The organism is Xanthomonas sp. SHU 166 (assembly GCF_000364685.1).
GTDB classification, from domain to species: domain Bacteria; phylum Pseudomonadota; class Gammaproteobacteria; order Xanthomonadales; family Xanthomonadaceae; genus Xanthomonas_A; species Xanthomonas_A sontii.
This window is the reverse complement of sequence record NZ_AQOJ01000594.1, coordinates 1-20,684: the sequence shown is the minus strand read 5'-3', so window position 1 is coordinate 20,684 and position 20,684 is coordinate 1. Positions and strand designations below refer to the sequence as shown.

Here is a 20,684-nt window from a genome sequence, read left to right as displayed (position 1 = left end):
GCTGGCCGGCGGCCAGCGCCTGCCGCCAGTCGCCGGCGAAGGCGCGCGGCTCCAGGCGCATCGTGCTGCGCGAGGCGACCGCGCGCAGGCGCAGGTCGAGGTTGGCCTTGGCCAGCAGTTGCGGCTGCGCGGCGCGCAACTGGTCCAGCAGCGCCGCACCGACGTTGCCCGGCCCGATCACGCCGACCGAGAAGGTCTGCGGCGACAGCCAGAAGCCGGCATGCGCGGCGCGCAGCGCCTTGGTCGCGTGCGCGCTGTCGATGGCCACCGAGATGTTGCGCTCGGACGAGCCCTGCGCGATCGCCAGGATGTTGACCTGGGCGCGGCCCAAGGACTCGAACAGGCGCGCGGCCACGCCGGGCTGCCCGGTCATGCCGTCGCCGACCGCGGCCAGCACGCTGATGCCGGTGGTCAACTGCACGCGCTGCACCTGACCCACCACCAGTTCGTGGGCGAACGCGGAGAGCACCGCGTCGCGCGCGCGCTCGGCCTCGTTCTGCCGCACCACGCAGCAGATGGAATGTTCGGACGACCCCTGCGAGATCATCACCACCGACACCCGCGCGTTGCGCAGCGCGGCGAACACGCGCTCGGCGGTGCCGGGCACGCCGATCAGGCCGGTGCCTTCGAGGTTGAGCACGGCCAGGTCCGGGCTCAGCGTCAGCCCCTTGATCGGGCCGCTGGTGGCGCTGCTGGCGGTGATGCGGGTGCCCGGGTGCTCGGGCTGGAAGGTGTTGCGGATGATGATCGGCAGGCCGCGCTCGATCGCCGGCGACATGGTTTGCGGGTGCACCACCTTGGCGCCGAAATAGGCCAGTTCGCAGGCTTCGTCGTAGCTGAGCGTTTCCAGTTGCACCGCTTCGGGCACGACCCGCGGGTCCGCCGAAAGTACGCCGTCGACGTCGGTCCAGATGTGCAGCTCGGCGGCGTCGAACAGCGCGGCGAAGATCGCGCCGGAGTAGTCGCTGCCGTTGCGGCCGAGGGTGGTGATGCGGCCGGCGCGGTCGCGGGCGACGAAGCCGGTGACCACGATGCGCGGCTGCGGGTGCTCCGCGCGCCATTGCGCCAGGCGCTGCGCGCTGGCGGACCAGTCCACGTCCACGCCCAGCTCGCCGCGGTCGACCACCAAGACCTCGCGCGCATCCAGCACCGCGCACTCCTCGCCCAGCGCACGCAGGTGGTCGCCCAGCAACTGCGCCGAGTACACCTCGCCCAACCCCTGCACGCGGTCCAGCACTTCCCGCGGCAGTTCGCCGATCACCGCCAGCGCGGCGAGGATCTCGGCCAGGTGCTCGAAGCGCGCGTCCAGCCATTCGACCGTGGCACCGGCATGTTCGCCAAGCAAGGCCACGGCGGCGGCGCGATGGCGGGCACGGGTTTCGTGCCAGCGCTCGCGCCAGTCGCCGTGGCCGCGCGCAGCCAGTTCGGCCAGGCCGATCAACGCATCGGTGACGCCCTTCATCGCCGAGACGACGGTGACCTGGAGACGTTCCGGGCGCGCCAACAGCAGTTGCGCGACATGACGGTAGCGTTCGGCATCGGCCACCGAGGTGCCGCCGAACTTGTGCACGACAGTGGCGGCGGCGAGCGCGGGATCGACGGCGGAATCGGGCGAAGCGGCGACAGCAGGAGCGACGGCGGGGGGCGACATGGAAGACCTCGGAGTGGAGGCCCCGCTCGCATCAGGCTGAGGGATTCCCCCGCATCCTGATCCGGGTGCGGGGCCGTGGTGTTCGACGATCAGACGAAGACGACGGGCCGCACCGGGCGAATGGTGAGGGTGGTAATACCGGTGGTAATGCCCGCAGCAGCGCCCGCCGCGTGCCGAAGCGAGCGCGGAAGCGAGATGGCGATAGGGGCGAACACCAGAGGCATGGACGCAAGAGGACATCATGCGCCGGGGCGCTGTCAAGCGCCGCGTGTGCGACCGCAGCATCGGCGCTGCGGCCCTGGCAAACGGTTGCAAAAGTGACTATCGCGCCAAGCCAGGAAACACCACGTTAAGGCCACCAAGCAGGGGGCGCCGGGCGACACGCAACGCCGTCCACGCGGGCCTGAGCGTCGGCACGCAGCGAACGCGCGACGCCGCCGGCGCCGCGCGTTTTGCGCAACCCTTACTGCTGCTTCTGATCGGTCGGCGGCGGCTGCTGCGGATCCGGGTTGGCAGGATCCTGGGGGGTCGTCGGGCTGGTCGGAGACGTCGTGGTCGGCGGTACGCCCTGCGACGCGTCCTGGCCCTGCATCGTGCCCTGCCCGGTCTCGGTGCCGGTCGCGGTGCCGCTGGCATCGCCGCTGGTGGTGCCGGCCGGGGCGGTGCTGCCGCCTGCCGGGCTGCCGTCGGCCGCTGCGGGCGGGTTGGCCACATTCGGATCGGTGGCCGGTTGGTCGCCGTCGCGCTTGCAGGCCGCAAGCGCAGCCAGCATCGAACCGACCAGGACCATCTTCATTGCTGTTTTCATCTGTGACTCCTGCTTCGCATAGGGGTGGGAATCGCTGCGGGCGTGCCGGCAAGCCGACGATCACGCCAGGCCCGAGGCGATCAGGACCGCCGATGCGCGGCGGCGATCGTCCCGCCGCACGGAGTTGCGGGCGGGACGCTTGTGGCGGACGTGGCGGAGGCGACTCCGTCCTCGTCGTCCATCGGCACTGCAAAAGTAGAGTACGCGGCGCGAATCGCCGCCAAGCGCAGTGGCCGACGGACGCAGCCTACGCAGGACGATGCTCAGGCCGCGTCGGTACAAGGTGTAGAGGACGTTATTGCAGACAGATCGGACACCGCGCGATTCACCATCGCGGCCGCTGCGCAGGATGCATGGGCAGGCAACGCGATGGCCGCTGGCGGCGCCGCGGCCGCGGCGGACGGCATGCACGAAATGGTGACCCCGGCGCGATTCGAACGCACGACCTGTCCCTTAGGAGGGGACTGCTCTATCCAGCTGAGCTACGGGGCCATTGGCCTGGCGGGGATTCTACGGCATGCCCACGCGTTTTTTGCGCTCGCCGGCCGCCCCCGCCAGCGGCGGCGGCCGGATGCGTCCGGTCTGCTAAAATTGCCGGCTGCGCGTCCCGCGTCCCCCGCCTGCGGTCGCCTTCCCTGTCGCAACGAACCCAGGAGATTCCATGTCCGCTGACCTGCTCAAGGCGCTCGGCCTCGCCGCCACCAACTCCGGCACCTATCTCGGCAATGGCGAGTGGTCCAGCGCCACCGGCGCCGGCGTGCTGCAGCCGCTCAACCCGTCGAGCAACGACATCATCGCCGACGTCCAGGCCACCACCGAGCAGGACTACGAAACGGTGATCGCCCGCGCCCAGGCCGCGTTCAAGGTCTGGCGCACCACCCCGGCGCCGCGCCGCGGCGAAGCGGTGCGGCTGTGCGGCGAAGCGCTGCGCAAGCACAAGGACGCACTGGGCTCGCTGGTCGCGCTGGAAATGGGCAAGAGCAAGCCGGAAGGCGACGGCGAAGTGCAGGAGATGATCGACATCGCCGATTTCGCGGTCGGCCAGAGCCGCATGCTGTACGGCTACACCCTGCATTCGGAGCGCCCCGGCCACCGCATGTACGAGCAGTACCAGCCGCTGGGCCTGGTCGGCATCATCAGCGCGTTCAACTTCCCGGTCGCGGTGTGGAGCTGGAACGCGTTCCTGGCGGCGATCTGCGGCGACATCTGCATCTGGAAGCCGTCCAACAAGACCCCGCTGACCGCGATCGCGTCGATGAAGATCTGCAACGAGGCGCTACGCGACGCCGGTTTCCCTGACATCTTCTTCCTGATCAACGACGCCGGCGTGGCCCTGTCCGAGCGCCTGGTCGAGGACACCCGCATCCCGCTGATCAGCTTCACCGGCTCCACCCAGGTCGGCCGCGTCGTCGCCGAGAAGTGCGCGCGCCGGCTGGGCCGCTGCCTGCTGGAGCTGGGCGGCAACAACGCGATCATCCTCGACGAGAGCGCCGACCTGAAGCTGGCGGTGCCCGGCATCGTGTTCGGCGCCGTCGGCACCGCCGGCCAGCGCTGCACCACCACGCGCCGGCTGATCGTGCACGAATCGATCTACGACACCGTGCTGGCCACCCTGGTCAAGGCCTACAAGCAGGTCGAAGGCAAGATCGGCGACCCCACCGACCCGGCCAACCTGATGGGCCCGCTGAACAGCCGCGGCGCGGTCGAGCAGTTCCTGGACTCTATCGCCAAGGCCAAGGCCGCCGGCGGCACCATCGAGACCGGCGGCACCGCGCTGGACCGCCCGGGCAACTTCGTGCTGCCGGCCATCGTCACCGGCCTGAAGAACAGCGATGAAGTGGTCCAGCACGAAACCTTCGCGCCGATCCTGTACGTGATGAAGTACAGCACCCTGGACGAGGCCATCGACATGCAGAACGGCGTGCCGCAGGGCCTGTCCTCGTCGATCTTCACCCAGAACCTGAAGGCGGCGGAGAAGTTCCTGTCCGCGGCCGGCAGCGACTGCGGCATCGCCAACGTCAACATCGGCACCTCCGGCGCCGAGATCGGCGGCGCCTTCGGCGGCGAGAAGGACACCGGCGGCGGCCGCGAATCCGGCTCGGACGCGTGGAAGGTGTACATGCGCCGGCAGACCAACACGATCAACTACTCCGACTCGCTGCCGCTGGCGCAGGGCATCAAGTTCGATCTGTAACGCGGCGAGCGCGGCGGCCAGCACCCTGCGGCCGCCGCCCCTTTCCTTCTGCAAGGAGCGACAGCGATGAGTCAGGTGCGCGAGACCAATTCCCTGGCGGTGGTCAGCCTGGTCGCCGGGATCCTCGGCTGGACCCTGATGCCGGTACTGGGCAGCCTCGGCGCGATCATCACCGGGCATCTGGCCCGGGCGGAGATCCGCCGCCAGCCGCAGCGCTTCCAGGGCGATGGCCTGGCGGTGGGCGGGCTGATCCTGGGCTGGGCCGCGGTGGTGCTGGCCGTGCTGGCGGTACTGGCCTTCGTGCTGTTCTTCGGCGGGCTGGCCTGGTTCGCCAGCACCCAGTCGTGAGCCGGGACGCCGCCGCGCCGCGGGAACGCTTCAGCGACCGCGTCGCCGATTACGTGCGCTACCGCCCCAGCTATCCGGCGGCGCTGCTGGACTGGGTGCACGGCGAGCTGGGCGTGGCGCGCGATGCGCTGGTCGCCGACATCGGCGCCGGCACCGGCATCTCCACGCGCCTGTTCCTGCAGGCCGGGCATCCGACCCTGGCCGTGGAGCCGAACGCGGCGATGCGCGAGGCCGCAGTGGCGCTGCTGCAGGACCTGCCGGGCTTCCGCGCCATCGACGGCAGCGCCGAGGCCACCACCCTGGCCGATGCCAGCGTGGACCTGGTCAGCGCCGCGCAGGCCTTCCACTGGTTCGACCTGGAGGCGGTGCGCCGCGAATGGGCACGCGTGCTGCGTCCGGGCGGCCTGGCGCTGGTGTACTGGAACTCGCGCCTGCTCGACGCCACGCCGTTCCTGCAAGGCTACGAGCAGTTGCTGCTGGAGTACGGCACCGACTACAGCGCGGTGGCCGAGCGCTACCACGACGATGCCACCATGCAGCGCTGGTTCGGCGCCGGCCTGCGCGGCACCGCGCAGTTCCCCAACGCGCAGCGCATGGACTTCGAGGCGCTGCGCGGACGCCTGCTGTCGTCCTCCTATGCGCCGCTGCCCGGCCACCCGCAGCACGCGCCGATGCTGGAGGCGTTGCGCACGCTGTTCGACCGGCACCAGCGCGACGGCGTCGTCGCGTTCCATTACCGCACCCGCGCCTTCGCCGGGACGCTGAACTGAGCCACGCCATGTACTCCCTCGCCCGACCGTTCCTGTTCGCCTTCGACGCCGAGCGCGCGCATGCCCTGGGCCTGCGTGCGATCGAGCTGGCCTACCGCACCGGCACCAATCCGCTGCTGGCGCGGGCCATCGCGCCGATGCCCACGCGCGCCTTCGGCCTGGACTTCCCCAACCCGGTCGGACTGGCCGCGGGCCTGGACAAGAACGGCGAGCACATCGACGCGTTGCTGGCGCTGGGCTTCGGCTTCGTCGAGATCGGCACGGTCACCCCGCGCGCGCAGGCCGGCAATCCGCAGCCGCGCATGTTCCGCCTGCCGCGGCAGCAGGCGGTGATCAACCGCATGGGCTTCAACAACCTGGGCGTGGATGCGCTGGTGCGCAACGTCGAGCGCGCGCGGCGCCGGCGCGGCCTGCTCGGCATCAACATCGGCAAGAACAAGGACACCCCGAACGATGACGCCGCGTCCGACTACCTGCATTGCCTGGAAAAGGTCTATGCGCTGTCCGACTACGTCACCGTCAACATCTCCTCGCCCAACACTGCCGGCCTGCGCGAGCTGCAGGAGGAACAGGCGCTGCGGCAGCTGATCGCGCGCCTGCGCGAGGCGCAGGAAGCGCTGGCGGCGCGCCACGGCAAGCGCGTGCCGATGCTGGTCAAGGTGGCGCCGGACCTGAGCGACAGCGACATCGACGCGGCGGCGCGGGTGCTGTCGGACCTGCAGGTGGACGGGGTGATCGCCACCAACACCACCGTCGCCCGCCCCGGCCTGGAACACGAACCGCTGGGCGGCGAAAGCGGCGGCCTGTCCGGCGCGCCGCTGCTGGGCCAGTCCACCCTGGTGCTGCGCCGGCTGCGCGCGCGCCTGCCCGAGAGCATCCCGCTGATCGGCGTCGGCGGCATCCTCTCCGGTGCCGATGCGGTGGCGAAGATGGCCGCCGGGGCCGCCCTGGTGCAGTGCTATAGCGGCCTGGTGTTCCGCGGGCCGGAGCTGATCGGCGAGTGCGTGGAGGCGATGCGCCGGCGCCGCGAAGCGCCCAGCCGCGGGGACGTGGTCGTCCCATGAGCACGACGGCCTGGTCGCTCACCGCGCAGGCGCCGCTGCAGGCGCTCAACACCTTCCACGTCGCCGCGCAGGCGCCGTGGCTGCTGCAGATCTTCGCGCCCGAGGCGCTGCCCGAGGCGCTGCTGGCGCCGGAGCTGGCCGGCGCCGCGCTGCTGCCGCTGGGCAGCGGCAGCAACATGCTGTTCGCCGGCGATGCGCCGGGCGTGGTGCTGTGCTTCGCCAACCGCAGCATCGACACTCTGGAGCACCGCGCCGACTACGCCATCGTCCGCGCCGGCGCCGGCGTGGGCTGGCACGAGCTGGTGATGTGGTCGCTGGCGCAGGGCCTGTCCGGCCTGGAGAACCTGGCGCTGATCCCCGGCACGGTTGGCGCCGCGCCGATCCAGAACATCGGCGCCTACGGCGCGCAGATGGGCGAGTTCGTGCACGTGGTCGAGGCCTACGACCGCGCCGATGCGCGCTTCGTGCGGCTGGACGCGGCCGCCTGCGAGTTCGGCTACCGCGACAGTCTGTTCAAGCGCCAGCCCGACCGCTACCTGATCGTCGCGGTGGAGTTCAACCTGCCGCGGCTGCATGCGCTGCGCCTGGACTACGCCGGCATCGGCGAGGAACTGCAGGCGATGGGCATCGCCACGCCCGGCGCGCCCGACGTGGCCCAGGCGGTGATCAACATCCGCCGGCGCAAGCTGCCCGACCCGGACGTGCTCGGCAACGCCGGCAGCTTCTTCAAGAACCCGCTGCTGCCGCTGGAACAGGCATTGGCGCTGCAACACGAACACCCGGCACTGCCGGTGTTTCCCGGCGACGACGACAGCCAGCGCAAGCTGTCGGCGGCGTGGCTGATCGAGGCCTGCGGCTGGAAAGGCTACCGCGACGGCGATGCCGGCGTGTCCGCCGCGCACGCGCTGGTGCTGGTCAACCACGGCCAGGCCAGCGGTGCCGAGCTGCTGGAACTGGCGCGGCGCATCACCGCCTCGGTAAGCGAGCGCTTCGGCGTCATCCTGGAGCCGGAGCCGCGCATCGTCGGCGCACAGTGGTAGCCGCACCCACGCCGCTGCGCGCGGCGCTGCTGATGCTGGCCAGTACGATGGCCTTCGGGCTGATGGTCGTCGCGATCCGGTTGGCCTCGGCGCAGCTGTCCACGCTGCAGATCGCCTTCTTCCGCAACCTGTTCGGCCTGCTGTTCCTGTTGCCGATGCTGCTGCGCCCGGGCCGGCCATGGCCGCGCACCGCGCAACTGCCGCGTTACCTGCTGCGCACCGCGATCGGCCTGGTGTCGATGCTGGCCGGGTTCTGGGCGATCGGGCATCTGCCGCTGTCGCAGGCGATCGCGCTGTCCTACTCCACCCCGCTGTTCGCGACCCTGGCCGCCGCCCTGTGGCTGGGCGAGACGGTGCGCCTGCGGCGCTGGCTGGCGGTGCTGTGCGGCTTCGTCGGGGTGCTGCTGATCGTGCGCCCCGGCGCCGCCGCGTTCAGCCCCGGCACCCTGGTGGCGGTACTGGCCGCGGTGATGAGCGCCCTGGTCGCGATCCAGATCAAGCAACTGGCGCGGGTCGACGCCGCCAACACGGTGGTGTTCTACACCTACGCGTTCTGGGTGCCGATGTCGCTGCTGCCGGCGCTGTTCGTGTGGCGCTGGCCGCACGGCATCGACTGGCTGTGGCTGCTGGCCACCGGCCTGTTCGGCACCCTCGGCCAGTTGCTGTGGACGCACGCGCTGCGCCTCGGCGAAGTCTCCGCACTGACCCCGATCAGCTTCACCCAGCTGCCGCTGGTGGCGCTGTTCGGCTGGTGGCTGTTCGACGAGACCCCGGACGGCGGCACCGTGCTGGGCGCGCTGGTGATCCTCGCCGCCAACGCCTACATCGCCCACCGCGAGGCGGTGCTGGCGCGGCGTGCGGCGCGCGCCGGGGCGGGCACGCCGCCGACGCTCGACGCCTAGGGGCACGCATGACGCCGCCCTGTGCTCCCGCTTCCCGGCAATCGCCGACACAGCCACAGCGCGCGGTCGCTGCACATGGCCGATGCCGCTACCATCCTCGCGCACGCGCAACCACGGCAAGCGACGCACGATGAAGACCATCGGCATGATCGGCGGCATGAGCTGGGAATCCACCCTGCCCTACTACCGGCACATCAACGAGACGGTGCGCGCCCAACGGGGCGGACTGCATTCGGCCAAGCTGCTGCTGCACAGCGTGGACTTCCACGAGATCGCGCAGTACCAGCGCGACGGCGACTGGGACGCGGCCGGCGCCGCGCTGGCGGCCTCGGCGCGCGCGCTGCAGGCCGGCGGCGCCGATTTCCTGGTGCTGTGCACCAACACCATGCACTGCGTGGCCGACGCGATCGCCGCCGCGGTCCCGTTGCCGCTGCTGCACATCGCCGATGCCACCGCCGATGCGTTGCAGGCCGCCGGCATCGTCCGCGTCGGCCTGCTCGGCACGCGCTTCACCATGGAGCAGGCGTTCTACCGCGAACGGCTGCAACGGCGCGGCTTCGACGTGCTGATCCCGGATGCGCCAGCGCGCGAGGACGTGCACCGCATCATCTACGAGGAACTGTGCCAGGGCGTGGTGCAGGCGCCGTCGCGGCTGCGCTACCGCGAGGTGATCGCAGGCCTGCAGGCGCAAGGCGCGGAGGCGGTGATCCTGGGCTGCACCGAGATCGGATTGCTGGTCGGCCCTGCCGACGCGGCGGTGCCGCTGTTCGATACGACCGCGCTGCACGCGCGTGCCGCCGCCCTGTACAGCCTGGCCTAGCGATGCGCAGCCAGGCCGCACATGCCGCCGCCAGCGTTCCGCGCGGCTGGACGCCGTTCCGGCTGAGCGCCCTGCTGGTCCTGGCGTTGCTGCTGTGGCCGGTACTCGGCCGCTGCGCCGTCGCCATTCCGCCCTACACGCCGAACGTGGTCGACCCCGCCGGCACGCTCAGTGCGGACGACGCCCAGCGGATCAACGCGGCACTGCAGCGGCTGCGCGAACGCCAGCACATCTGGGGCGCGGTCTACATCGTGCCGTCGCTGCAGGACGAACCGATCGAGCGCCTGGCCGAGCGCGCCTTCCGCACCTGGCGGCTCGGCCGCCAAGGCAGCGACAACGGCCTGCTGCTGGTGCTGGCGATGCAGGACCGGCGTTCGCGCTTCGAAGTCGGCTACGGCCTGGAGGGTGCGCTGCCCGACGTGGTCGCCCGGCACGCGCTGGACGATTACCTGGCGCCGCGCCTGCGCCAGGGCGACACCGCCGACGCGATCGTCGCCGCGTTCGACTTCATGGGCCGCGCCGCCGCGCAGGATCCCGAAGCCGTGGCCGAACTGGCGCAAGCGGCCGACGACGGCATGCACTGGCAGCGCGGCGCCATCGCCTGGGCGGGCCTGCTGGTGCTGGTGTGGCTGCTGCTGCCGCTGCGCCAGGCCTGGACCGGCTATCTGCGCAGGCGTCTGCTGCTGCGGCATCCGCGCCTGTCGGACAAGCCCGAGGAACTGGTTCAGGACACCGCGCGCGGCGGTTTCTGGGCGTGGTTCATCCGCCTGTTCCTGAGCGCCAATCCCGGCATCTTCGTGTTCCTGCTGTCGGCCAGGTCGATGACCATGTACGTGATCTTCCTGGCGCTGGAACTGCTGATCCCGGTGCTGACCCTGGCCATCGCCGCGCAGCGCTACCGCTCGCCGCAGCGCTACAGCCGCTTCCTGCAGGCGCTCACACGGCGGCGCAATGCGCTGATCCGCAAGGGCCATATCGCCGAGACCGCGCCCGGCGTGTTCGCCTACACCGCCAGCTACCATGCCGCTCAAGCCGCCAGGGAACGCGCCGCGGCCGAGTCCGCGGCATCGTCCTCATCCTCGTCGTCCTCCAGTTCCAGCAGCGACTCCTCCTCCGGCGGCGGCAGTTCCGGCGGCGGCGGCGCCAGCTCGAGCTGGTAGCGGAGACTGCAACGAACGCTCGAACAACATCAGCAGAGGAAATACTTTTCCCGTTTTACAAATAGTGAGTGGGCCGCTTTGCACTTACATAAAGCGCTGCCCGCACCATGGGTCGCAAGAAATCAATTCTCTCCATTGGATGGACGTTCGCGAACAGCAGCCTCGAACCTTACAGGCTGAGGATTGCCATGCGCGAACCAGTCACATCCGAAAACCGCCATTTGCGCCCTACCCAACTCTTCTGCAGTGGCCCCAATAAAGCCGCTACCCGGCAAACCCGACTCCTGCTGTACGACTATCGCTGTGAGCGGGGGCAGCTGATTTAGCAAGCAATACGACTGAATAGGCTCAAGTAGCTGACCAAGACCCGCGGGATGTGCGCCCGTGAGCGCGGCCAACTGAAAGTAGGTTAAAGACTGGCGATGGCGTGCCGCCCACGCCAGTACTGCCCAAATCTGACACGCTCGCTCGGATCTGGTCATGTGTTCATCCTTCGCAGGTTTTGGAGGCGACGGCACAGCGAGCGCCAGCAGTGTGGATTGGCGCGTACTGGAAATTATGCCAATTCGCGCCGCGCGCGCCAGCGCGGCCGGCGCTCGCCGCGGAACAGCAGCAGGTACAGCCCCACCACCCACACCAGCGCCGCGCTCCAGCCGCCGAGGATGTCCGAGGGGTAATGCACGCCCAGGTACACCCGCGACACCCCGACCAGCAGAGTGAAGCTGCCGGCCAGCCACAGCACCGGCCAGCGCCAGCGGGTGCGCCAGCTCAGCGCGATCAGCACCGCCGCCAGCGTCATCGAGCCCATCGCGTGGCCGCTGGGAAAACTGAAGGTGTGGTGCTCGGGCGCGATCGACTCCCACAGGCTGGGCCGGTCGCGCTGGAAGAACTGCTTGGCGCCCATGTTCAACAGCGCCGAGCCAATGAAGGACAACGCGGCGAACAGCGCCTCGCGCCAGCGGCGCAGGCCCAGCAGCACCAGCACGATCAGCGTGTCCAGCGGGATCACGCCGTACTGATAGCCGGCCTCGGTGACCACGGTGAAGAAGCGGTCCCAACCCGGGCTGGTCAGGCCGCGCATGCTCCACAGCAGCGGCTCGTCGAAATACAGGTCTTCCAGCGCATGCACTTCGTCGGCCAAGGCCACGAACACGCCCAATGGCAGCAGGACTCCGGCGAACAGCAGCACCACGCGCCAGGCATTGAGCCGCAGCCAGCGGCGCAGGCCGGCTGCCTCGGCGGCGGACTCACCCGGTGCGGCGGACATAGGTGCGTTCGACGTAATCGTCGATCAGCGCCACGAACTCGTGGGCGATGTTCTCGCCACGCAGGGTCACCTTCTTCTCGCCGTCGATGAACACCGGCGCGGCCGGCGCTTCGCCGGTGCCCGGCAGCGAGATGCCGATGTTGGCGTGGCGCGACTCGCCCGGCCCGTTGACCACGCAGCCCATCACCGCCAGGGTCATGCTCTCGGCGCCGGGATGGGTCACCTTCCACTCCGGCATCTTCGCGCGGACGTGGTTCTGCACCACCTTGGCCAGCTCCTGGAAGAACTCGGAGGTGGTGCGGCCACAGCCCGGGCAGGCGGTGACCAGCGGAGTGAAGGCGCGCTGGCCGGTGGTCTGCAGCAGTTCCTGGGCGACGATCACTTCCTGCGTGCGCGACTGCCCCGGCTCCGGGGTCAGCGAGATGCGGATGGTGTCGCCGATGCCTTCCTGCAGCAGCACGGCCAACGCCGCGCTGGAGGCGACGATGCCCTTGCTGCCGATGCCGGCCTCGGTCAGGCCCAGGTGCAGGGCGAAGTCCGAGCGCTGCGCCAGGTCGCGGTACACCGCGATCAACTCCTGCACGCCGCTGACCTTGCAGCTGAGCACGATACGGTCGCGGCCCAGGCCCAGCTCCACCGCGCGCTCGGCCGAGTCCAGCGCTGAGCGGATCAACGCCTCGCGCAGCACCCGGCCGGCATCCCACGGCACTTCGCGCCGCGAGTTCTCGTCCATAAGTTGCGCCGCCAGGGCCTGGTCCAGCGAACCCCAGTTGGCGCCGATGCGCACCGGCTTGTCGTATTTCAGCGCGAACTCGATCAGCTGCGCGAACTGGGTGTCCTTCTTCTTGCCGAAACCGACGTTGCCGGGATTGATCCGGTACTTGGCCAGCGCCTCGGCACAGGCCGGCTCCGCCGCCAGCAGTTGGTGGCCGTTGTAGTGGAAGTCGCCGATCAGTGGCACCTCGATGCCCATCATCCGCAGCTTGTCGACGATGCGCGGGATCGCCGCGGCCGACTCGGGATTGTTGACGGTCAGGCGCACCAGTTCCGAGCCGGCGCGCCACAATTCGGCCACCTGCTTGACCGAGGAGGCGACGTCGGCGGTGTCGGTATTGGTCATCGACTGCACCACCACCGGCTTGCCGCCGCCCATGGTGACGCCGCCGATGCGGACGGGCTGGGTGAGACGGCGCGCCCAGGGCGCGGCATCGGCGGGAGGCGTGGGGCGGCTGACGGCATCGTACATGCGGCCATTTTAGCCTGCGCGACCGCTCCTGCCGCACGCGCCGGCACCGCCGATTCAGCCAGGCGGCACCGCTGCGACGGTTTGTCGCAGGCAGCCCCCGGGTCCAGCGCATACGATGCGCAGCATGGATTCCACCGACGCCTCCTTCCTGCGCACCCTGTGCAGCCTGCGCTGGCTGGCCACCGCCGGCCAGGCCGCGACGATCCTGGTGGCGACCTGGCCGCTGCAGTTGCCGCTGCCGCAGGCGCCATTGTGGGCCGGCGTGGCGGTGCTGGCGTTGTTCAACCTGTACGCGCAACTGCGCCTGCGCCATGCCGACTCGGCCGCCCCGGCCACCGCCTTCGGCCACATCCTGGTCGACGTGACCGTGCTGACCTGGATGGTCGGCTGGAGCGGCGGCATCGGCAACGCCTTCGGCTCGCTGTTCCTGGTGCTGATCGCGCTGGCGGTGCTGGCCCTGCCGCTGCGCTGGGCGCTGGCGGTGGCGCTGGCCTGCGTGGCCGGCTATGCGGTCAGCGCGCTGTTCGGCCTGCCGCTGCCGCACGGCCCCTACCAGGCGCTGGACCTGCAGCGCTGGGGCATGGCCGCCAACTTCCTGCTGTCCACCGTGGTCGTGCTGGTGTTCTCCACCCGCCTGGCGATGGCCATGCGCGAGCGCGAACGCGAGCTGGCGCTGCTGCGCGAGCGCTTCACCCGCAACGAGGGCATCGTCGCCCTGGCCACCCATGCCGCGTCGGTGGCGCACGAGCTGAACACGCCGCTGGCGACGATGACCCTGCTCACCGACGACATCGCCGAACAGAGTACCCAGCCGGAGCTGCGCGAGGACCTGGACACCCTGCGCGAACTGCTGGTGCAGTGCCGCGAACGGGTGCTGGCGCTGGCCGCACCGGCGCAGCGCGCCGGCGGGCAGACGGTGTCGCTGGCGCAGGTACTGCACCAGTGGCAACTGGTGCGGCCGACCGTGCGGCTGCGCCGCAACGACGACGCGCCGCTGCAGTTGCGGATGGAAAGCGCCATCGGCCATCTGCTGCAGGTATTGCTGAACAACGCCGCCGACGCCGGCGAACGCGCCGGCCATCCGCAGGTGGACCTGAACGTGCGGGTCACCGGCAGCGAACTGGTCGGCGAGGTGCGCGACTACGGCGGCGGCTTCGACGCCAACCAGGTCGGCCTGCCGGCCACTCTGTTCCGCAGCGGCAAGCCCGAGAGCATGGGCGTGGGCCTGGCGCTGTCGCATGCGACCATCGAACGCCTGGGCGGCGAGTTGTGGACCGAGCCGGCGCCGGACCACGGCGCCCGGGTCGGCTTCCGCCTGCCGCTGCTCGCCCTGGAGACCTCCGCATGAACACCGACACCCCGCTGGGCCTGCTGGTCGACGACGATCCGCTGTACCTGCGCACCCTGCAGCGCACCCTCGCCCGCCGCGGCCTGGAGACGCGCACCGCCGACAGCGCCGCCGCCGCACTGGCGCTGGCCGCCGAGGCGCCGCCGGACTATGCGCTGATCGACCTCAAGCTCGGCGACGAATCCGGCCTGGCGCTGATCCAGCCGCTGCGGGCGATCCGCGCCGACATGCGCATCCTGCTGGTCACCGGCTACGCCAGCATCGCCACCGCGGTGGAGGCGATCAAGCTCGGCGCCGACGACTACCTGCCCAAGCCGGCCACGGTGCCGATGATCCTGCGTGCGATCGGCCTGGAGGCCGAGGAGGACGACGACGAGGACGGCAGCGACGTGCCGGACGCGATGACCCCGCTCAGCCGCCTGCAGTGGGAGCACATCCAGCAGGCCATGCACGAGACCGGCGGCAACGTCTCCGCCGCCGCGCGCCTGCTCGGCATGCACCGCCGCTCGCTGCAGCGCAAGCTGGCCAAGCGGCCCAGCCCGCAGCGCGATCCGCCACGCTGAGGCGGGCGGCGCGGCGCGGTGGCCTGAACCGCCCGTCCGGCTGGCGCTCAAGTCCCCTGGTACCGGGCCGATAACCCGGCATGCTGAAGTCTCCCCCACCCGCCTTGCTGGACGAGCCGCAACGGCTCAGCGCCCTGCGCCAGCTGTGTCTGCTGGACACGCCGGCCGACCAGGTCTTCGATCTGGTCACGCAGTTGGCGTCCCGCTACCTGCGGGTGCCGATCGCGCTGGTCTCGCTGATCGACGAACAGCGCCAGTGGTTCAAGTCCCGGGTCGGCCTGGAGGTTCCGCAGACGCCGCGCAGCCAGGCGTTCTGCGCCTATGCGATCCACAGCCCGGAACTGATGGTGGTGCCCGATGCCCGCCAGGATCCGCGTTTCCGCGACAACCCGCTGGTCACCGGCCCGCCGTTCATCCGCTTCTACGCCGGCGCGCCGCTGCTGATGGCCGACGGCGCCAGCCTGGGTACGCTGTGCGTGATCGACAGCGAGCCGCGCCATGAGTTCGACGAGGTCGCGCGCCGCACCCTGCAGGACCTGCGCGACCTGCTGATGGTGCGCATCGACACCCTGCGCAACAGCGGCTTCGTCGATGCGCTGACCGGCCTGCCCAACCGCAGCCGCTTCAACGACGACCTGACCATGTGGCTGTCGCTGCAGACCGCCGACCACCACGACACCGCAGTGGCGATCGACGTGTGCGGCATCGACTATTTCCGCGACATGGTCAAGGCGCTGGGCTGGGAGTACGCCGAGGGCTACCTGCTGGCCACCCGCGACCGCCTGCGCAAGGCGCTGGGCAACCTGCCGCTGTACCGCATCGACACCACCACCTTCGTGTTCATCATGGAAGGCAGCGACACGGCGCATCTGGAGTACTGGTGCGAGCACCTCTGCGACGCCTTCGCCGCGGCGATCGACCACCAGGGCATTCCGCATGCGGCCAGCCCCTCGCTGGGCGCGGTGCGTCTGGACGGGGCGCTGAGCGCCAATCACACGGTGCGCTCGCTGACCACCGCGGTGGACATGGCGCGCCAGCGTGGGCAGCGCTGGAGCCTGTACGAGCGCAACCACGACGCCAACCAGCGCAATGCCTTCCGGATCCTGGCCGCCTTGCCCGAAGCGCTGGAGGCGCGCGGCCAGCTGAGCCTGCACTACCAGCCACGGGTGAGCCTGCGCAGCGGCGAATGCGTGGGCGTGGAAGCGCTGCTGCGCTGGCAGCATCCGCTGCTGGGCACGGTGGCGCCGAACGACTTCATCCCGCTGGCGGAAAAGACCGCACTGATGAGCCGCATCACCGCCTGGGTGCTGCGCGCCGGCATCGCCCAGGCGGCGCTGTGGCAGCAGCGCGGCTATACCTTCAGCGTGTCGCTGAACGTGTCGGCGGTGGACCTGGAACAGGCCGACTTCATCGCCCGGCTGCAGGCGCTGCTGCAGCAGCATGCGCTGGCGCCCGGCGCGTTGGAGATCGAATTCACCGAGAGCGCGATGATCCGCGATCCGCAACGGGTGGCCGAACAGCTGCAGCAGATCAGCGCGCTCGGGGTGAAGATCGCCATCGACGACTTCGGCACCGGCTACAGCAACCTCGGCTATCTCAAGAGCATCCCGGCCAGCGCGCTGAAGATCGACCAGTCGTTCATCCGCGCCCTGCCCGGCAGCCGCAGCGACGGCATGCTGGTGCCGTCGATGATCCATCTCGGCCACGACTTCGGCCAACAGGTGGTGGCCGAGGGCATCGAGAGCGCAACCGTGTACCGGATGCTGCGCGACTGGGGCTGCGACGAAGGCCAGGGCTACTGGATCGCGCGGCCGATGCCGGCCGAGGCGCTCGACGCCTGGCTGGCCGAGCCGTGGCAGGGCGACGACGCCTGAGCGTGCCGCGCCACGGCCCGCCCGTGGCTCACCAGAACACCGCGTACAACGCCACCAGGATCGCGATCACCGCCGCGGCGCCGAGCTTGAAGCCCAGCGTGGTGCCGTAGCGCACGTCGTCGGTGCGGATCAGGTCGCGCGCCGGCGCCTGCGGGGTCAGCAGCGACACCAGCACCGCCGCCACCAGCGACAGCACGAACACCAGGCCGATGCGGTCCATGAACGGCAGTTCCGGCCACAGCTTCTTGAGCGCGAACGACAGCAGCACCGAGCCGATCGCCGCGGTCAGCGCGCCGGCCTCGTTGGCGCGCTTCCAGAACAGGCCGAGCATGAAGATCACCACCACGCCCGGGGTGAAGAAGCCGGTGAATTCCTGGATGAACTGGAAGCCCTGGTCGAAATTGCCCAGCAGCGGCCGCGCGGTGAGGATGCCGATCAGCACCGAGGTCACCGCGGCCACGCGGCCGACCCGCACCAGCTGCGGCTGGTCGGCCTGCGGGCGGAACTTGGCGTAGAAGTCCAGGGTGAAGATGGTCGCCACCGAATTGATCTTGGACGCCAGCGAGGCCACGATCGCCGCCACCAGCGCGGCGAACACCAGGCCGAGGATGCCGCTGGGCAGCAACTGCATCATGGTCGGATAAGCCTGGTCGGGCTTGGCCAGGTCCGGCGCCAGCACCACCGCGGCGATGCCCGGCACCACCACCACCACCGGCATCAGCAGCTTCAGGAACGCGGCGAACACCATGCCCTTCTGCGCCTCGCCGATGTTCTTGGCCGCCAGCGCGCGCTGGATGATGTACTGGTTGAAGCCCCAGTAGCTGATGTTCATCACCCACAGGCCGCCGATCAGCACGCTCAGGCCCGGCAGATCCTTGTAGAACGGGTTGTCCTTGGACAGGATCATGTGGAAGTGCTCGGGGTGCGCATTCCACAGGTGGCGGAAGCCGGCGAGCACGCCGGCGCCGTCGCCGATCCGCGACAGGGTCAGTCCGGCGACCAGCAGGCCGCCCAGCACCAGCAGGGTGACCTGGACGATGTCGGTCAGCGCCACCGCCTTCAGCCCGCCGTACAGCTGGTACACCAGCGCGAACACGCCGATCAGCGCCAGCGCCAGGGTCTGGTCCATGCCGGTGACCTGGCTCACCGCGATCGAGCCCAGCCACAGGATCGAGGTCAGGTTGACGAACACGTACAGCAGCAGCCAGAACACCGCCATCAGCGTGCGGATCCACTTGCCGTAGCGCTGCTCCAGGAACTGCGGCATGGTGTAGATGCCGTTGCGCAGGAAGATCGGCAGGAAGAACTTGCCGACGATCAGCAGGGTCAGCGCCGCCATCCATTCGTAGGAGGCGATCGCCAGGCCGATCGCATAGCCGGAGCCGGCCATGCCGATGATCTGCTCGGCGGAAATGTTCGCCGCGATCAGCGAGGCGCCGATCGCCCACCACGGCAGGGTCTTGCTGGCCAGGAAGTAGTCCTCGGCACTCTTGCGGTGCCCGGCCTTCTCCCGCGACACCCATTGCGCGAGCAGGAAGATGCCCGCCAGGTAGACCACCACGATCGCCACATCCAACGTCGCCAACCCCACTGCCTTCTCCTACGGGCCGCAGCCCTGTCGCACCGTTGTCCATGACGCCGCCCGCGTGGGCGGCGCCGCTCGTTCAAGAAAACCGTTCGCCGCCGCTCAATGCAGCGGGCAGTCGACCACGCTCTGCGCGTCGTTGCTGCTGCCCAGCGCGATCCGCGACAGCGACAGATCCAGCGCGCCGTCGCTCTCGATCAGCGGCAGGCGCTCAAGCCGGGTCAGGTCGGCGCCGGCCACCGCGAAGCACTTCAGCGGCACGCCGAGGGTGCGCCACTCGCCCTTGGGCAGCGCGGTCAGCGCCTTGCCGAGGTCCAGCCGCGCGCCGCAGTCGTGGCCGCAGGCCACACCGATGCGCGCGGCGGCGCCGGGCGCCGCATCCACCTTCAACGTCAGGATCAGTTGCACGTCGCCATTGCTCTCGCGCGACACGTCCAGCGGCTTGGGCAACACCAGCGCCAACCCGGACTTGCCGCTGCCGGACCAGACGAAGCGGCGCGCATCCTCCTGCGCCTTGTGGTCGATCGCGGTGACCTTCAGCGATCCGTCGGCCAGTGCCGCCGGGAAGGTCGCCGCCGGCAGATTGGCCTGCGTGCCGCCGAACAGGATCAGGTTGATGCCCGCCGCCGGCTTGCCGCGGTCCAGGTACACCCCGCCCACCGCCTGCGCGCCGGACACGCCCGACACCTCGGACAAGCGGCTCAGATCGCCCTTGTCCTCGTAGGTGAGGCCGTAGCCGAAAGCGAACTGCGGGCTGTAGTTCTTCTGCCCGACGTTGTTGGCGAACTGCACCGCGGTGCGCGGCCAGGAGAAGCTCAGCTTGCCGTGGAAGTCGTACTGCACGCTGCCGTCCGGCTTGCGCAGCAGCACGTCGGCGATGCCGGCGCCTTCCGAACCCGGCAGCCAGGCCGCGACGAAGGCGTCGGCGGCGTTGATCTCGCGGTTCACCCACAGCGGCCGCCCGCTCAGGAATACCGCCACCACCGGGATGCCCTGGGCTTTGAGCGACTTGATGAGTTCCAGGTCGCTGTCGTCGCCGGGCTTGTACAGCAGCGTGGCGATGTCGCCCTGGAACTCGGCATAGGGATGCTCGCCGAACACCACCACCGCCACGTCCGGCTTGGTCGCGAACTTGCCGTCCACCGCCAGTTCGGCGCTGCCGCCGGCGGCGCCGACCTGCTGCTGCAGGCCTTCCCAGATGGTGGTGCCGTTGGGGTAGTCGGCGCGCTTGGTGCCGGCGCCCTGCCAGTTGAGGGTCCAGCCGCCGGCCTGCCTGCCCATGTCGTTGGCGCCGTCGCCGGCCACCAGCAGCTTGAGCTGCGGCTTCAGCGGCAACAGCTGCCCCTGGTTCTTCAGCAGCACCAGCGATTCGCGCACCGCCTGCCGCGCCACCGCGCGGTGTTCGGGCGCGCCGAGCAGCTCGAACTTGCCGCCGAGCGGACGCTGCGACGGCTTGCCGGCCTCGAACAGCCCCAGGCGCAGCTTGACCCGCAGGATGCGCCGCACCGCATCGTCCAGCCGCGCCATCGGGATCTGCCCCGACTTCACCGCCTTCAGCGCGTTCTCGTAGACGCCCTTCCAGCTGTCCGGGGCCATCAGCATGTCCACGCCGGCGTTGAACGCGGCCGGGCAATCGTCGTTGCGGCAGCCGGGCACCTGGCCGTGGCCGTTCCAGTCGCCGACCACGAAGCCGCCGAAATGCATCTGCCCCTTCAGCACGTCGGTGAGCATGACCGTGTTGCCGTGCATCTTGACCCCGTTGACGCTGTTGAACGAGGCCATCACCGTCTGCGCCCCCGCCGCGATCGCCGGCGGATAGCCGGCGCCGTGGATGTCGCGCAGCTGCTGCTCGCTGATCCGGGTATCGCCCTGGTCCTTGCCGTCGGTGGTACCGCCATCGCCGAGGAAGTGCTTGACCGAGGAGATCACGTGCGACCCGTCCAGAAAACCCGGCGTGCCGGGCACGCCCTGCAGCCCCTCGACCACCTTGCCGGCGAAGCTGGCCACCACCTCGGGCGACTCCGAATAGCCTTCGTAGGTGCGG

General features: G+C 70.0%; 17 protein-coding genes and 1 tRNA gene. 11 read left to right on the top strand and 7 right to left on the bottom strand.

Features of this window, described 5'->3' with window-relative positions:
- From D180_RS14780 to D180_RS14770, 3 genes are all read right to left on the bottom strand, one after another.
- A partial coding sequence (locus D180_RS14780; RefSeq protein WP_017913406.1) for an aspartate kinase occupies positions 1-1,570 on the bottom strand: 1,570 nt, incomplete at its 3' end.
- A gap of 544 nt (positions 1,571-2,114) precedes the next feature.
- Positions 2,115-2,459: a hypothetical protein gene (locus tag D180_RS14775; RefSeq protein ID WP_226975121.1), complete on the bottom strand. Its 345-nt coding sequence runs from the start codon at positions 2,457-2,459 to the stop codon at positions 2,115-2,117.
- Positions 2,460-2,874: 415 nt separating this feature from the next.
- A tRNA-Arg gene (locus D180_RS14770) sits at positions 2,875-2,951 on the bottom strand.
- Between the two features lie 169 nt (positions 2,952-3,120).
- On the opposite strand from D180_RS14770, the gene D180_RS14765 reads away from it, so the two are divergent.
- The 8 genes from D180_RS14765 to D180_RS14730 all read left to right on the top strand — a co-directional run bounded on the left by D180_RS14765 (position 3,121) and on the right by D180_RS14730 (position 10,757).
- Positions 3,121-4,653 carry an aldehyde dehydrogenase family protein gene (locus tag D180_RS14765; RefSeq protein WP_017913404.1) on the top strand — a complete coding sequence of 511 codons (1,533 nt, stop codon included), beginning with the start codon at positions 3,121-3,123 and terminating at the stop codon, positions 4,651-4,653.
- Positions 4,654-4,719: 66 nt separating this feature from the next.
- The gene (locus tag D180_RS14760; RefSeq protein WP_017913403.1) at positions 4,720-5,001 is read left to right on the top strand and encodes a DUF4190 domain-containing protein; all 282 of its coding nucleotides are present in this window, start codon (positions 4,720-4,722) and stop codon (positions 4,999-5,001) included.
- On the top strand, positions 4,998-5,771 hold the full coding sequence (locus D180_RS14755) for a class I SAM-dependent methyltransferase (protein WP_017913402.1): 774 nt from the start codon (positions 4,998-5,000) through the stop codon (positions 5,769-5,771). The genes D180_RS14760 and D180_RS14755 overlap by 4 nt, the downstream gene beginning before the upstream one ends.
- A gap of 8 nt (positions 5,772-5,779) precedes the next feature.
- Positions 5,780-6,835 carry a quinone-dependent dihydroorotate dehydrogenase gene (locus tag D180_RS14750; protein ID WP_017913401.1) on the top strand — a complete coding sequence of 352 codons (1,056 nt, stop codon included), beginning with the start codon at positions 5,780-5,782 and terminating at the stop codon, positions 6,833-6,835.
- The gene (gene murB / locus D180_RS14745; RefSeq protein ID WP_017913400.1) at positions 6,832-7,875 is read left to right on the top strand and encodes a UDP-N-acetylmuramate dehydrogenase; all 1,044 of its coding nucleotides are present in this window, start codon (positions 6,832-6,834) and stop codon (positions 7,873-7,875) included. Before D180_RS14750 ends, murB begins: the two co-directional genes overlap by 4 nt.
- Positions 7,869-8,777 (top strand): DMT family transporter, encoded by a 909-nt coding sequence (locus D180_RS14740; protein WP_017913399.1) that lies wholly within the window; start codon positions 7,869-7,871, stop codon positions 8,775-8,777. Before murB ends, D180_RS14740 begins: the two co-directional genes overlap by 7 nt.
- Positions 8,778-8,907: 130 nt before the next feature.
- Positions 8,908-9,597, top strand: coding sequence for an aspartate/glutamate racemase family protein (locus D180_RS14735; RefSeq protein ID WP_017909988.1), 690 nt, complete (start codon positions 8,908-8,910; stop codon positions 9,595-9,597).
- Between the two features lie 2 nt (positions 9,598-9,599).
- Complete coding sequence (locus D180_RS14730; RefSeq protein WP_017913398.1) at positions 9,600-10,757, top strand: TPM domain-containing protein; 1,158 nt, start codon at positions 9,600-9,602, stop codon at positions 10,755-10,757.
- A gap of 556 nt (positions 10,758-11,313) precedes the next feature.
- Here the strand turns inward: D180_RS14730 and D180_RS14725 are convergent.
- Positions 11,314-12,024 carry a phosphatase PAP2 family protein gene (locus D180_RS14725; RefSeq protein ID WP_017913397.1) on the bottom strand — a complete coding sequence of 237 codons (711 nt, stop codon included), beginning with the start codon at positions 12,022-12,024 and terminating at the stop codon, positions 11,314-11,316.
- A complete protein-coding gene (gene ispG / locus D180_RS14720; RefSeq protein WP_017913396.1) occupies positions 12,005-13,270 on the bottom strand; it encodes a flavodoxin-dependent (E)-4-hydroxy-3-methylbut-2-enyl-diphosphate synthase in 1,266 nt (421 codons plus the stop codon). Before ispG ends, D180_RS14725 begins: the two co-directional genes overlap by 20 nt.
- A gap of 124 nt (positions 13,271-13,394) precedes the next feature.
- Here ispG and D180_RS14715 point away from each other — a divergent pair, with 124 nt between their 5' ends.
- The 3 genes from D180_RS14715 (at position 13,395) to D180_RS14705 (ending at position 17,055) form a co-directional block, all read left to right on the top strand.
- A complete protein-coding gene (locus tag D180_RS14715; RefSeq protein ID WP_043091040.1) occupies positions 13,395-14,618 on the top strand; it encodes an ATP-binding protein in 1,224 nt (407 codons plus the stop codon).
- Complete coding sequence (locus tag D180_RS14710; RefSeq protein WP_017909993.1) at positions 14,615-15,181, top strand: response regulator transcription factor; 567 nt, start codon at positions 14,615-14,617, stop codon at positions 15,179-15,181. Before D180_RS14715 ends, D180_RS14710 begins: the two co-directional genes overlap by 4 nt.
- 80 nt (positions 15,182-15,261) lie before the next feature.
- On the top strand, positions 15,262-17,055 hold the full coding sequence (locus D180_RS14705; RefSeq protein WP_043091039.1) for a sensor domain-containing phosphodiesterase: 1,794 nt from the start codon (positions 15,262-15,264) through the stop codon (positions 17,053-17,055).
- A 28-nt stretch (positions 17,056-17,083) separates the two neighbouring features.
- Here the strand turns inward: D180_RS14705 and D180_RS14700 are convergent, their stop codons facing one another.
- Positions 17,084-18,646, bottom strand: coding sequence for a sodium/sugar symporter (locus tag D180_RS14700; protein WP_026144562.1), 1,563 nt, complete (start codon positions 18,644-18,646; stop codon positions 17,084-17,086).
- Positions 18,647-18,742: 96 nt separating this feature from the next.
- A partial coding sequence (locus D180_RS14695) for a glycoside hydrolase family 3 N-terminal domain-containing protein (RefSeq protein WP_017913393.1) occupies positions 18,743-20,684 on the bottom strand: 1,942 nt, incomplete at its 5' end.